At 35.3% G+C, this 13,267-nt stretch carries 14 protein-coding genes; 4 read left to right on the forward strand and 10 right to left on the reverse strand.

What is annotated here, in order from left to right; genetic code table 11:
* Positions 1-331 precede the first annotated feature (331 nt).
* Together L1999_RS13810 and L1999_RS13815 are read right to left on the reverse strand one after the other, a co-directional pair.
* Positions 332-802 carry a DinB family protein gene (locus tag L1999_RS13810; RefSeq protein ID WP_215042309.1) on the reverse strand — a complete coding sequence of 157 codons (471 nt, stop codon included), beginning with the start codon at positions 800-802 and terminating at the stop codon, positions 332-334.
* A gap of 105 nt (positions 803-907) precedes the next feature.
* The gene (locus L1999_RS13815; protein WP_235744067.1) at positions 908-1,801 is read right to left on the reverse strand and encodes a LysR family transcriptional regulator; all 894 of its coding nucleotides are present in this window, start codon (positions 1,799-1,801) and stop codon (positions 908-910) included.
* Between the two features lie 135 nt (positions 1,802-1,936).
* Here L1999_RS13815 and L1999_RS13820 point away from each other — a divergent pair, with 135 nt between their 5' ends.
* A complete protein-coding gene (locus L1999_RS13820) occupies positions 1,937-2,995 on the forward strand; it encodes a YeiH family protein (RefSeq protein ID WP_235744068.1) in 1,059 nt (352 codons plus the stop codon).
* Positions 2,996-3,120: 125 nt separating this feature from the next.
* On the opposite strand, the gene L1999_RS13825 is transcribed toward L1999_RS13820, so the two are convergent.
* Positions 3,121-3,204 carry a YjcZ family sporulation protein gene (locus L1999_RS13825; protein ID WP_235744344.1) on the reverse strand — a complete coding sequence of 28 codons (84 nt, stop codon included), beginning with the start codon at positions 3,202-3,204 and terminating at the stop codon, positions 3,121-3,123.
* Positions 3,205-3,765: 561 nt separating this feature from the next.
* On the reverse strand, positions 3,766-3,933 hold the full coding sequence (locus L1999_RS13830) for an aspartyl-phosphate phosphatase Spo0E family protein (RefSeq protein WP_235744069.1): 168 nt from the start codon (positions 3,931-3,933) through the stop codon (positions 3,766-3,768).
* 338 nt (positions 3,934-4,271) lie between these two features.
* On the opposite strand from L1999_RS13830, the gene L1999_RS13835 reads away from it, so the two are divergent.
* Positions 4,272-4,643 carry a DMT family transporter gene (locus L1999_RS13835; protein WP_235744070.1) on the forward strand — a complete coding sequence of 124 codons (372 nt, stop codon included), beginning with the start codon at positions 4,272-4,274 and terminating at the stop codon, positions 4,641-4,643.
* Between the two features lie 218 nt (positions 4,644-4,861).
* Here L1999_RS13835 and L1999_RS13840 read toward each other — a convergent pair whose 3' ends face one another.
* From L1999_RS13840 to L1999_RS13860, 5 genes are all read right to left on the reverse strand, one after another.
* Positions 4,862-5,974 (reverse strand): Ger(x)C family spore germination protein, encoded by a 1,113-nt coding sequence (locus L1999_RS13840; protein WP_235744071.1) that lies wholly within the window; start codon positions 5,972-5,974, stop codon positions 4,862-4,864.
* Positions 5,971-7,071, reverse strand: a complete 1,101-nt coding sequence (locus tag L1999_RS13845) for a GerAB/ArcD/ProY family transporter (protein ID WP_235744072.1) — start codon at positions 7,069-7,071, stop codon at positions 5,971-5,973. The genes L1999_RS13840 and L1999_RS13845 overlap by 4 nt, the downstream gene beginning before the upstream one ends.
* Complete coding sequence (locus L1999_RS13850; protein WP_235744073.1) at positions 7,052-8,596, reverse strand: spore germination protein; 1,545 nt, start codon at positions 8,594-8,596, stop codon at positions 7,052-7,054. Before L1999_RS13850 ends, L1999_RS13845 begins: the two co-directional genes overlap by 20 nt.
* 528 nt (positions 8,597-9,124) lie before the next feature.
* Positions 9,125-9,442 (reverse strand): monooxygenase, encoded by a 318-nt coding sequence (locus tag L1999_RS13855; RefSeq protein WP_235744074.1) that lies wholly within the window; start codon positions 9,440-9,442, stop codon positions 9,125-9,127.
* 15 nt (positions 9,443-9,457) lie between these two features.
* Positions 9,458-10,369 carry a DsbA family protein gene (locus L1999_RS13860; RefSeq protein ID WP_235744345.1) on the reverse strand — a complete coding sequence of 304 codons (912 nt, stop codon included), beginning with the start codon at positions 10,367-10,369 and terminating at the stop codon, positions 9,458-9,460.
* Between the two features lie 210 nt (positions 10,370-10,579).
* On the opposite strand from L1999_RS13860, the gene L1999_RS13865 reads away from it, so the two are divergent.
* Complete coding sequence (locus L1999_RS13865) at positions 10,580-11,149, forward strand: TetR/AcrR family transcriptional regulator (RefSeq protein ID WP_235744075.1); 570 nt, start codon at positions 10,580-10,582, stop codon at positions 11,147-11,149.
* Between the two features lie 160 nt (positions 11,150-11,309).
* On the opposite strand, the gene L1999_RS13870 is transcribed toward L1999_RS13865, so the two are convergent.
* Positions 11,310-12,014, reverse strand: a complete 705-nt coding sequence (locus L1999_RS13870; protein WP_235744346.1) for a YczE/YyaS/YitT family protein — start codon at positions 12,012-12,014, stop codon at positions 11,310-11,312.
* Positions 12,015-12,150: 136 nt separating this feature from the next.
* On the opposite strand from L1999_RS13870, the gene L1999_RS13875 reads away from it, so the two are divergent.
* Positions 12,151-13,023 (forward strand): LysR family transcriptional regulator, encoded by an 873-nt coding sequence (locus L1999_RS13875; RefSeq protein ID WP_235744076.1) that lies wholly within the window; start codon positions 12,151-12,153, stop codon positions 13,021-13,023.
* The last annotated feature ends 244 nt before the right edge of the window (positions 13,024-13,267 follow it).

Genomic DNA, 13,267 nt, shown 5'->3' on the forward strand with positions numbered 1-13,267 from the left:
AAGGTATACAAGAAATAATAACAATACATGATTCAACCCGGTTTTCTATTCAAGATATTTCCGTTGCAAAAGAAGTCTTAAAAAACAGCTGAAGAACTAAATTTAGAATTCATTTTTCCTTTCATATAGAAATTCAACAATCAGGCGCTTTTCTTTAGTAGGAAGGCGTCTTTTTGATATGTCCCTGCACATTAAGGGATTATATTTGTTAAGGTAAAAAATGATTGTGTTAAAGTTCAAGAACAGAACTTGGATATTGTCTAACATTCATATCCTAAAAACTTTCTAATAAAAAGGGTGCATCACTATTGTGATTGCACCAATGTAATGGCTAATCCCAGATACGAATTCGTGGAACGCCTGCTGTTCTTAAATAATCCAATAACTGACCAGTATGAACGGATTCATGATAAGCAACACGTAAAAGCATGTCACCCAAATCTCTTATGTACCCTGAATCGGAGCGGTCAATCTTTATATTTACCAAGTCTTCTTCAGTAAAGGACTTGATTGTATCTAAGAATTCATTTCGAAATGGTTCTGCAAATTCCAATTCTGCTTTTACAGAAGTGAATGCTCTATTTTCGAACGGGGAGTTGAAAACAGATAAACTCCCTCTATTTTTAATTGCCAGGTGGTAATAATGTTCGCTTTCCAATACGTGTCTAATCATTTCTATGCAATTCATTGCTTCATCATCTGGCTTCCATTGGAGTTTTTCTTTAGGAATAGATGTCCAAACCTGTATGCTTCTTCTTCTAACTTCATTAAAGTTTAAAATAATTAAATCAATTGAGTTCAAAATAATTCCTCCTTCGATAGGCATATCATAATTATACACGAATGAATGTTCGTTCCAATATAAAGGAGGAAAATTTTACATATATTTTTGAAACAATGTATTTTGTTAAATTATATCGTATCCTTTTGGATCTCTTAAAAGATTAATAAAGATTTCTGATGCTCTTGTTTGAAATTTTGTGGATGGAGTAACTAGCAGGAACTTACGAATAATCGGAAATCCCTTAATCTTTAAGGTATACAGCTTTTGAAGTTTCAATTCCTTGTGAATAACCCAGTGTGAGAGAAGGGATACACCTAGTCCCGCCTCGACTGATTCTTTGATAATCTGTGTACTCCCGAACTCCATCATCTCCTTGGGATTAAATTGAAAATTCTCAAACATTCCCTCGGTTGCTTCCCTTGTACCTGACCCCTGTTCCCGTACAATCCATGTCTCTTCCTGTAAATCTGTTAGTGCCAAATTCTTCTGCTTAGTTAAAGGATGTTTTGCAGAGACAATGATATACATGAAATCCTCCGCAATTGCCTCAATATGATGCTTTTTACTTTTTAGTTCCCCTTCCACAATTCCTAAATCGATTTGATTGTTATTCACCAGTTCTTCAATCTCATGTGTATTTCCAATTGTTATGGTTGGTTTGATTAAAGGAAAGTGTTCGCGTAGCCTTGCAATGATGTGTGGAAGAACATACTCGCCAAAAGTATAACTCGCCCCAATAGATAGACCTCCGGTTGCTGTATTTGTTAGATCATCTATTAAATTTTGCATTTTCGTGTAAAGCCCAAGAATCTCTCTTGCATGATGATAAACAATTTCCCCAGCTTTATTTAAGCGAACATACTTATTGCTCCGATTTAAGAGCTTTGTCCCAACAGTACGTTCAAGCGTTTGTATATATTGGCTTACGGCTGGCTGAGTCATGTGTAAAGCTTCTGCTGCTCTGGAAAAATTTTGCTTCTCTACAACGGTGACAAAAACAAGTAGGTGCTGGTCCATTTTTTCACTTCCTTTTTTTATCGCAACTGCGTTCGGAATTATATCAACTTACTTATGGTAATAATCATTATAATTTATTTTCCTTATGATAAAAACAATCGTATGATGAACTTGAAAAAAAAGGAGTGAAGCAAAATGCAAAATGGAAAAGTAAAACAAACCGAAAGTAAATTAGAAACTCGTCCAATACAACTTAAACACTCATTTTTATCTCGTGCTTCATTATGGTTTGCTGGTATTTCCTTTACCTTTATCATCGCGGCACTAGGATTTGGTTTAGCAAAAGTACCGGGATTTAATCACTTAGGTCCATTAGCAAGTGCTATCGTAATTGCTGTAACATATGTTCAAATATTTGGGTATCCGAAAAAAATTCGTTCGGGTATCCAATTTGCAACAAAAAAACTATTAAGATACGCAATAATCTTATTCGGTTTAAAATTAAATATTGATGTCGTCTTCCACCAAGGAATGGGATTACTTGTTCGTGATATTGGAACCATTGTATTTTCCATCTTTCTAACGATGTGGTTAGCCAAAAAACTGAAAGCAGATTTTTCTTTGTCCCTACTACTGGGCATCGGTACAGGAGTATGTGGTGCAGCAGCTATTGCAGCAGTTTCACCAATATTGAATGCTAAAGAAGAGGATACCGCAATAGGAGCAGGAATTATTGCCCTCGTTGGTACAATATTCTCAATCGGATATATTCTTTTTAAACCATATTTACATTTAACGGATAACCAATATGGTATTTGGACTGGAATAAGCTTGCATGAAATTGCTCACGTTGCTTTAGCCGTGGCACCAGCAGGACAGGATGCTTTGGCAATAGCGATATTGGCGAAGTTAGGAAGAGTGTTTCTTTTAGTTCCCTTAAGTTTTATACTTATGTATTGGATGAAACGAACAGGTAGGGTCTACTTGAATACGAAAATTGATTTTCCTTGGTTTTTAATTGGCTTTTTGATTATGAGCCTGATTGGAAGCTATGTTCTGGGAAAATTAATAAATGTCCCACCAACTATCTTGAATGAAACATCCAATCTAACAACTTTATTATTAACAATGGCTATGGTCGGGCTAGGGTTAAATGTAAACCTGCAAGAATTACGTACAAAAGCACTACGTCCATTTATCGCTATGTTAATAGCATCTACATTATTGTCATTCATTACATTTTTCACATTATAAAGACGAGCTTTTAATAAACTATTAATACTATTTAAAGATAGGGTAATCCTTTTTGGTCTAGTAATAAAGAGGGTTCTGAATAAGTTTCAGAACCCTCTAAATAAATTAACCACCTTGTAACTAAATTAGTATCCTCCACCCATGAAGGATGCTCCAACGATGATTAAAAGAATGAATAGAACAACAATTAAAGCAAAACTTGTGCCCATTCCGCCGCCTTGGTAGCTCATGTAAGCTCACCTCCTTTTTAAGAGGTAATACATTTTATGCTAAAGGGGACAACTTGAAAGGGACAAGCATGTAATTATTGTTAAAAAGTTTTTCCTTTTTCGTACTTTGAACAAAGGCAGGCTTTTGGCAGATCCGCGTTGAGGTGAAGCCTGGGGAGTTTGAGCGAGTGGCTGTCGAGGATGTTACCGAGGTTACAATCCATGAATAGCTGTTAGTACAGATTCAAGTTTATTATAATGTTCGATATTTTGAGTCTTGAGATAGGTTATTTCATATTCATTATTTTTAAAGCACACAGACAAGATTGGTGTATGATCTTCTTTTTTGAAAGTTAAATAAATTTCAGTATCATAAAAATAGCTGATGGTCTCTAACAACATTTTAGTATAGGATAAAGACAAATTCTTACAGCCTCCTTTACTTTAAAGGGAAGAGACAAAGAAAAGTCGAAAGTTCCCGGTAATTTTATCTATTTTAACCTTAACATGGAAATTATTGTATTTCTATAGGAAATCTGAAGCGTTTATTCCGTAATTTTCTTATTTGAGTAAAAATTTTAGATGTAGGTTGAGTAAATCATCAAGTCTTTGACTGCATGATAAAGTTTCTTGGCTATTCAAACCTGTGTTTAAATCTATTTCAATCAATTTCTTTTTCATTTCATCTATAGTTTTTAACAGTAATAATTTAGACCATGTATTATTCATGATAATAAATTCTCCTAGTTCATTAGTTTATTAAACATACAAAGTAATTATAGAATATTTTTCTGCTTAAGGAATAGATTCGACAATAGTTTTAAAAAAACGACAGAATCATACAACGCCATCCAATGAATTAGGTTGTTAAATTGGAAAATGATTATAGAAAGTAAATATACTCAAAAAGCAGAAGGAATAACATAGGGAAGAGGAGTAGGATTGACTGGATATTGAACCCCATTAATAGATAGTAATCTTGACCATTTCCTTAAAGTGGTCTTATGGATCGAACTTCAAGAACGTGTATGACTGGATCTTATACCTATGTAAATGGAGGAGTTTAGGTGGGATATATCTATCTAATGGTTTCGATTATTTCTGAACTCATTGGTACCTCGATGGTCAAAGCTTCTGAAGGATTTACAAAAGTATTTCCTGTCATTGGTGTATTTGTAAGTTTTTCCATTGCGTTTTTCTTTTTATCTTTATCACTAAAGACGATCCCATTGAATGCAGCATATGCTATTTGGTCAGGCCTAGGTACAATCGCTACAGTTATAATATCAGTATTAATTTGGAAAGAAAAAATAACGATCGGAAGTATGATCGGGATTTTGTTGATCGTAACTGGAGTAGTGGTCTTAAATATTTGGGGTCCTGCACATAATACTTCATCTAATTCAGTAAGTACCTTATCCAATGTAGTGGAAAAATAAAAATTAAACAAAGTAAAAAGTGGTTTGAAACAAGCTCAGTTTGGCGTAAGCTTCCACTTAACTGAGCATAGATTCTTATAGTCTCCATTTTCTCATCAGTGAGTAAACTCTATATGAGTTCCGATGGAGCATAGTGATAGCCTTACTGTTTAACACAGTAAGGCTAGTTTACAGCTTACGAAATTCCCTTTCATCGTGCACTGTATTATTTCTAAACATTACAAGACAATACCTTGTTTGATAATTTCTACTTTTACATTCGTGCTAAACGTAACATTTTTAAAATATTCCTTCTTATCTAGCTTTTCCCAAGTTTTGGGGTGAAATGCGATCAACTTCCTCCCAATTCCAAATGCATCACAATTCGACTGCTGTAATTTTGATATAACCCTTTTCACATCTCCTGTAAGCTCCTTTGTTAATACCTTATTTAGTCGTTCGATATCCTTTGGAACATCCCCCTTGGGGTATTCATCCACATTTACCTTTAAATGTAACTTAAAATGAACAGAAACCTCTCCATTAGTTACATGAACGTATAATTTTCTTTTCATATTGCTGACATTAAACGAAACATAATTTTTTAATTTCGGCTTTTCTTTATTACTGATTTGTTTTGTAAATCGCGCGTATTTTCCTTTTTTGTTATTCAATAAAAGAAGCAGGCAAGAATCTTCTGGGGATAATTTTATTCCTGAATATTTCATTTCATTCATCAGAGCTAGGCCGACAACTACTGCGGTTTTCTTATTATTCATTTTAAGATAAGGGAGGACGATATCTTCTCCTGGATCAAGCATTTCTGAGGCTAGTGTCTGGATGGTTTGATCTGGAATGATCGAGTTTTCTTCTGCGCTAGTAAGTGCGTCTTGTATATATTCACTCACATTTGGCTCATGCTTTGGACGAATTTCAAGCAGATCCACCGCTTTGCCATCCACTACACCCAGTGTTGCACCCAGTGAATTTCGCGGATCTCTCCATACGACATCTAATGGTGGATAAATACCTTCAGCCGCCATCCGCTCGCCGAACATAATCAGTTTATTTTTAGATGAATCTAATATTCCTGATACTTCTCGATCGATTTTAAGTCGACAATCCCTTGGTGTATGACCTTTTGCAGAAAGTGTTTCACTTTTTACCCTTGCTTGTGGTCCTCCAGAGGACTCCTCGATTATGGGAATGGAAACTCCTAATAACATTTTGTCATTATCTTCTAAATCATAACTTAATATCTGTACCAATACGGCATTTTTCATTAGGTGCTGATCCCAGCATCCAGTAAGTAATAAACATAGAAGTAAAACGATAGGCTTTTTGCTTTTCATGGCTTACTCACCACTTCTTTTTTCGACAAAATCAAAGATAGAATAAGGAGAAGTATAGGTATGATGCCGATAAAAATATAGTGCGTCGGCCCAAGAAAGTGATTAAAATTTTCAAAGTCTCTTCCTTGGTCAGGTAGAAGAGCCAAAATCAAATAAACACCTGCAACGATAGGCAGATAGCGGGCATAGTGTTTTTTTCTAAAAAGGCTGGCAAACCCCATTGCAGATAAAAATAGCCAGTTTGCAATCGAAGTGGCAACGACGACAAGCCAGAGCGATAAGAAAAATAAATCCGTCCTTTCGATTACCTGAAAGGAATAGGCTTTAATCATATATAATAATGGTTCTGGAGTCAGTCCAATATCTATATTGGGTTCGAAATAGACAAGGGCTGCAAACACCAAAAAGGTATAAAAGAAGGTGACAAATATATTCGCAGTTGTGATGGCAATCAGTTTCTCTTTTCCAGATGATTGCACATGGGGATGAATAAAAAGAAACAATTCAAAGCCCAACATAGAGAAAGCAGCTTCTTTTGACCCTTTCAATATGGTTGGAATACTATGATCCCCGACTGGAAAGATATACAGGAAGTTCGCATCCTTCATTGCATACGCAATCAACACGAATAATACAAACAGTATGGGGGATACCAGTACATAAAATCTCGCGATACTGGTTAACCCTGCATTAACAATGTAAATGCAAGTGAGGAGGATTAAAACCATAGTAATCCAATTAGGGGTACGCGGCAGAATCCATTTATCAAGAATATCACTATATCTTGCTAAAACTAAGCTCCCTGTTACCATAAAATAGAGTGCATAACAAAGAATAAGCAGCTTTCCGGCAAACTTACCCAGTAATTCCGGCAGTATTTGGTACAAGGAAAGCGAGGGGAATCTTCTGCATAGTCCCCAATAGGAAAAGATAATTACTTGTGAGATGACTCCTGCTAGTAGTGTGGACATCCAGCCATCCTGTTTGGCTATTAATGCCACATCATGGGGCAACGATAATATTCCTACACCAATTTGGGCCTGAATGATCATAAAGACAAGCTGCTTTTTCGTAATTTTATTCTTGCTTTTTTTCATTACTCTCCCAGCCCCTTGCCAAAGATTGCTTTTTCAGGATTTTCGGTTTTGAATCATTCGGACGTGTATTAAATTTCCAAAGAGGTAAACGGATAAACGTATCTTTAATATCTTTTAATCGAAATGGTGCCCAAGGTGAAAAGTAGGCTGTGCCAAATGATTCTAACCTGCATAAATGAGCTAAAGTAAACATAAACCCAAAGATAATTCCTACAAAGCCGAAGGTTGATGCCAAAATCATATGGGGAAACCGCAAAAATCGTACGGCATCACTCATTTCTGTGGCAGGGATGCTGTAGGCTGCAATGGCCGTTATTGCCACAACCACAATCATGGTATTCGAAATGAGTCCGGCACGGACAACGGCATCACCAATAACCAAACCTCCGACAATACCAATGGTTTGACCAATTCTTGACGGAAGGCGAACCCCCGCTTCACGAATCAGTTCTATGGTCAACTCCATGACAAGGGCTTCAATTAACGGAGGAAAAGGGATATTTTTGATTGAACTTACAATAGGGAGAACTAAATCATCCGGTAATACTTCAAAATGAAAACCAATCACCGCAATATAAATAGCAGGTAAATTTACCGCAATGATAATGCTGACGAGCCTCATGGAACGGATAAAGGTACCAATCATCCAGCGTGAATTATAATCATCAGGTGAATGGAAAAAGGCAAAAAAGGTGACGGGAATAATTAAACAAGCAGGATATCCTTCCATCAAGACCGCCACTCTTCCTTCATTGAGATGACCTATAACACGATCTACTCTCTCTGTATTTAAAATCTGAGGAAAGGGTGACCAAGTGGAATCTTCGATCAACTCCTGAAGAGCTCCAGTACCGGGGAGATGGTCCATTGAAATATGATTGACCCTCCGTCTGAATTCGCTGATCATTTCAGGATTGGCAAGATCCTTCATATAAACCATGGATAATTTGGATTGAACATGTTCACCCAAGGTTATATGTTCCATGGTAAGGTTTGCGGTTCTACATGATTTCCTAATTAAATGAAGATTGGTTGAAAGGTTTTCGATAAAACCTTCATGAGATCCCTGAATAACTTGTTCATTACTAGGTTCTATAATGCTCCTGTCTTTGGAGAGGCCAATTTCGACCATGTACAGTTCATTTACACCATTCAAGAACATGATGCAGGAGCCGTTTAAAAGTGCTTCTTGAGCTTTGATTAAGTTGTTGGATTTGAGAAAGATAGAATGAAGTACATTTTCGAACTGGCCATCCGCTGCTTCCATTAAAGGCTTTATAATATCTCTTTGAATTTTATCCTTATCTGCCATCGTATCTAAAAAGACCAAGATTCCGCGATTATTTTCCTCATTGAATTCCTTCGTCTTTAAATCAGCTGAATCAGAAAAGATATGTTTTAAATAAGAAATATTCTCATCGATTGTATGAAATACCTCTTTAAATGATATAGAGTCCTCATTTGAAGCAACCGGCTGGATATCCCTTTGCATGAACTTTTTTAAAGAAGGGAAAATGGATTTCATTTTTTTTACTCCATTATCAAAATGTTTCCATTATCATCCCCACGATAGGGGATAACTATGTATTGGGTTGGTATGGTTGAAATAAAAAAAGGGAAGATCTTGTAGACTTGTTCTTATTATTCATTGTTGTTTTTGTGTAAGTATGAGATTTCATAAGCGGAGAATTTCCGGCTAATGTATTCAGAGACAGCTTGAGAAGCCGATATAAGCGGAGAATTTCCGATTAACTGCTCTAAATAAGGCAAAATCCGAAGATTTGGATAAAATTAACGGAAAAACTTCCTTTATTTTTAATGAAATAGGGATATTTCTTAATTTAAACGGAATTTCGCCGCTTATTTTTCAAACAGAGTGTATCAACAATCAGTAATAACAGTGCCCTGTAAAAAAAGAGCGCTTGTCCACCATTTTGGGACAGGGGCAACTTTTCAAGTGTTCATATCTTATTTTATTATGAATTTATAAATTCAACCAATTCAGAAACAATCTCTTAAAATCTATATCTAAAAAATTAGATCATCTTATAAATTAATAACTAGGTGTTTTTACTGGACCTTTAGTGATCGCAGTAAGTTTAGAGTTAATGGCAAAGATCTTTGAGTTTACATCTGTTATTCCAAAGCTGGATAATCTTTTAGAATGCATATCCATATATTTTTTAGCTGTTTCTTTTGATTCAAAAATATAAATTCCACCAGCTTCGTTGGTTTCCCGACTTTCTGTCCAGATTTTCCACATAAAGCCATCTTCTTCATTAATACTTTTCGCTAAATCTGAAAACGCATCCGCCATTTCATCTCCGAATGGTCCATTCATTTTAAAATCTACTTGTAATACGTAGGCCATTTTCATTCTCCCTGTTTATTTTGTTGTTGTAAAATATAATTCACCTAAAATTTCCTTCGCTTTATAACTGTTTGGTGATAGTTCTTTTTCAATAAAAGCGTCAAGTTCCGATTTCTCAACATCGTACATCACTTCAATTTCTTTTGAAAACAGAAGTTTCTCTTTTTTAAGTAAGTAGGAAAGAGGAGGTTGTTGTTTTGGTTGTAGTTCTTCTAGATTTAAGACTTGCTTTAACCCCATAACATAGTTTTCTAGAGGGCGGCCGCCAACGATTTTTATCCCTTTATTTTCTTCATTCAACAGGATAATTGTAGGGAATCCTCTAGCACCAAGTTTTCTAGTTAGAAAGAAGTCTTCATTTAATAAATCGTGACCAGTTGGTTCGTCAGCTTCTTTTACCGTTTCTTCACCATCTAGTCCCATTGCATTACAAATTCCTACTAGAACAGATTTCTCACCAATGTTTTTATTGAAAGCAAACAGAGCTTCTCTAGAACGACGCAGGAATTCAAAAGCTTTTTCCTCACTATGATGTTTCTGAATAATTTTAAAAACACGAGATGGTGGGAAAGATGACTGAACTGGATTGTCAATCATGAGTGAACCATCAATAGGCATGCGGGAATGATTGCCTACTTCTCTCCAGTGACCTGCAACGTCAGCAGGTTTATAGATACCATTTGCGGGATCAATGGGTCCATCATGCCATTTTTCCAGCAACCCACCCATTACAGTATGGAAGTTAAAATAATGACTATACTGCTCGACAAAACGGCGAAGAACGGGTTCGAGTGCCCAACAATGAGAGCATATAGGATCTGTCACATAATATAAATCTACCGATTTCTTGGGTTGATTCAAATCAATAATCTCCATATCTTCATCGCCAACTACACCACATACACCTGTTTCTAAATCACAAATCATGTTATTATTTTTATTCAAGTAAGAATCCCCCTTTGTGTTTGTTACCATAAAGGGCAGGCCCAAAGAGCTGCCCATTTAGTTTTGATTTATCAGTTGTTGTACAATTGCATTGTAGTACATAATGAAAAACACGAATACCGATAGTTAATTGGATCTATCGTATATACAACACTTTTGAAAAATTGTTGAAAAAGTTGGAGGGACTTTTGAATGACTCAAGAAAAAACGGACCCCCGAATTCTTCGGACACGTAAATTAATCATGGATTCTTTTATTGAACTTTCAGGAAAAAAAGAATTCAAGGATATTACCATTAAAGATATTACAACAGAGGCTATGGTCAACCGTGCGACGTTTTATTATCATTTCGAGGATAAATATGACTTATTAGAAAAAGTATTATCAGAAGTCTTGTTGATCAATTTGGATTCCAATCAGGTAGAGCAAAATGAATTAAATGAAGAAGTGATGGTTAGTATCTTTTTAGCCATTACGAATTTTCAAAATTCCTTATCCAATCGCTGCCATAGAGGTTACGAAGACACCATTGCCCGCATCATAAGGGAACAATTGGAAATTGTTTTTTACAAAATGTTGTTAAAAAGACGTTCAATAGAAGAAAGTCAAGCACATAAGAGAATAGCTGTTATGTTAAGTTGGGGAATCTACGGAGCAACAGTTGAATGGAGAAGAATGAAAGAGGTACAACCTGAAGAATTTATCAAATCACTAATCCCTTTTATTATGCATGGGATTGATTGTGACATTATAAGCCAATAGGTACGACAAAAAAAGATTGTGAAAAATTGTCACTAAAGTCACGGGTGCTTAAGCTAAACAAGGGATTGCGGCATTATTTTTTTCTTATAAGAATCAATGGATGAATGAGCAAGTTAATGGAAGAACAAGAAAAGGCATCCCTTTGGAATGCGTCATCAAGTTAAGATGGAAGAGTTACGGTTTCTTTTTCTGGTGTCGTATTTTCTTCCAATTCTTTATATCCCTTTTCTTTACCTTTATTAATCCATTGCACTAAATATTTTTGATAATGTTTCATTAACCAGCCAACGATTTTACCGATGAAGTACGCAGCGAATAGGGTGCCAATGCCAATGGATCCTAATGACTGAATGAAAATAATACATACTAAACCCGCCACACTAACATTGAGTAAATCACTGGAAATTTTAGCATTACTAAATTTCATACGAAATTTTTCACTTATGACATATGTTAACTCATCATATGGCATTAAAGGGAATTTAGCATTAAAATATCCTAGTAAACCAATTGCAACAATGAATAAACTGATAATTAAAAATACCCATCTCATTACTAACGTTTCAGGTGTAGGCAGTAATTGCACCAGGAATAATGTTACATCCATATAAAATCCAAATAAAAATGTAATCGTTAATTGTACAATAGATTCCCTCAAATTGAATTGTTTACTTAAAATCACTTGTAGGATAATAAATAATATGTTTGCGACTACTGTCATGATCCCGACTGACAAACCGGAAGATAGTGAAAATGCATAAGCTAAGGATGAAACTGGTGATACGCCCAAATCTGCTTGTATTGAAAAGCTGACACCAAGTGAAAGAAAAAACAACCCGACAATGTATAAACAAAGTCTCCTCATGGTCACATTAAAATTTTTCAAAAAATCCCTCTCTCTATTAGCAATCTAACTACCATATTAACACGGGAATTGATATATTAATAATATATATATTTAATGTTTATTATATATAAAAACGTATAATGGAGTTAAGAATATGGATCTTCGTCAGTTACAGTATTATCAAGAAATTGTTAAACAGGGGAATATTTCGAAGGCTGCTGAAAAATTAAACATAGCACAGCCCCCATTAAGTCAACTACTACAAAAATTAGAAAATGAGTTAGGTACAACTTTAATACACCGTTATCGTCAAAAATGGGAAGTGACTGAATCTGGTCAGCTGTTATATCAATATGCAAAACAATTAGTAAGTCAAATGGAAGAAGTGAAAAGACGGATTCACGAAATTGAAGAAGGCAGCGCTGGGACAGTACATATAGGTGTCTCCTCTGCATGTTCTAATATGTTGATTGATTACATTGCAAAGTTTAGAGAACAGTTTGCTAAAATCAAATTCAGCATATTTTCTAGGGAATCGGAAGGTTTATTAAAAAAGTTAAAACAAAAGGAAATTGATATTGCTTTACTTATAAGACCAAGTAATACCGAGCAATTTGAGACGAAAACTTTGAAAAAAGAGCCTAACATCCTCATTGTTCCTAAGAGATGGACAACATCCCTTTCAGCTCAACCTACGTTAAAGGAAATTGCTCACCTTCCTTTTATTATGCTAGGTGCTATGGAAGGTTTCTCCTTTCATGGAGATCTATTAAAAGCCTTTGAAGACCATGGGGTTAAACCCAATATTATTATTGAATGCAAGGATATCCCAATGCTTGTCGCACTTGTCAATCGGGGATTAGGCATCTCCATTATTCCAAATATGCACCATAAATCACTATTTGTTGAACATTTAAAGATATACGAATTCAGGCAGTTCGATTCTAGTGTAGAACCTGTGATGATGAAATTAAAAGATGTATCAATTTCAAAAGCAGCAACACAATTCTGGGAAATGGTGAAATAATATTTAGTTAGTCCATTATAGGGCGCTTTTCTTGAGTAAAGAAAGCGTCTTTTTTCTTGTATAGCACGTATGTTCTCATGGTTCGGTAAATTGCTACTATTTTCGATTGCTGAGTACCTACGTATGAATTTAAGAGGAAGTGTAACAAGTGAAGGATGAATTTTTGCCAGATATATTAGGATTCTGTTTACTCCTCATGTTTGTCATTATTGAAAAACGTTCGAAGAATCCATTAATTCCATCT

The organism is Neobacillus drentensis (assembly GCF_021560175.1).
Classification (GTDB): domain Bacteria; phylum Bacillota; class Bacilli; order Bacillales; family Cytobacillaceae; genus Neobacillus; species Neobacillus drentensis_A.

Bases quoted from the DNA above. Each gene is read 5' to 3' on its own strand.
- L1999_RS13860 (WP_235744345.1), bottom strand. From the start codon at position 10,369: ATGATTTGTGATTTAGAAACAGGTGTATGTGGTGTAGTTGGCGATGAA.
- L1999_RS13870 (WP_235744346.1), bottom strand. From the start codon at position 12,014: ATGAGGAGACTTTGTTTATACATTGTCGGGTTGTTTTTTCTTTCACTT.
- L1999_RS13820 (WP_235744068.1), top strand. From the start codon at position 1,937: ATGCAAAATGGAAAAGTAAAACAAACCGAAAGTAAATTAGAAACTCGT.
- L1999_RS13845 (WP_235744072.1), bottom strand. From the start codon at position 7,071: ATGAAAAAAAGCAAGAATAAAATTACGAAAAAGCAGCTTGTCTTTATG.
- L1999_RS13815 (WP_235744067.1), bottom strand. From the start codon at position 1,801: ATGGACCAGCACCTACTTGTTTTTGTCACCGTTGTAGAGAAGCAAAAT.
- L1999_RS13855 (WP_235744074.1), bottom strand. From the start codon at position 9,442: ATGGCCTACGTATTACAAGTAGATTTTAAAATGAATGGACCATTCGGA.
- L1999_RS13830 (WP_235744069.1), bottom strand. From the start codon at position 3,933: ATGAATAATACATGGTCTAAATTATTACTGTTAAAAACTATAGATGAA.
- L1999_RS13840 (WP_235744071.1), bottom strand. From the start codon at position 5,974: ATGAAAAGCAAAAAGCCTATCGTTTTACTTCTATGTTTATTACTTACT.
- L1999_RS13865 (WP_235744075.1), top strand. From the start codon at position 10,580: ATGACTCAAGAAAAAACGGACCCCCGAATTCTTCGGACACGTAAATTA.
- L1999_RS13825 (WP_235744344.1), bottom strand. From the start codon at position 3,204: ATGGGCACAAGTTTTGCTTTAATTGTTGTTCTATTCATTCTTTTAATC.
- L1999_RS13850 (WP_235744073.1), bottom strand. From the start codon at position 8,596: ATGAAATCCATTTTCCCTTCTTTAAAAAAGTTCATGCAAAGGGATATC.
- L1999_RS13875 (WP_235744076.1), top strand. From the start codon at position 12,151: ATGGATCTTCGTCAGTTACAGTATTATCAAGAAATTGTTAAACAGGGG.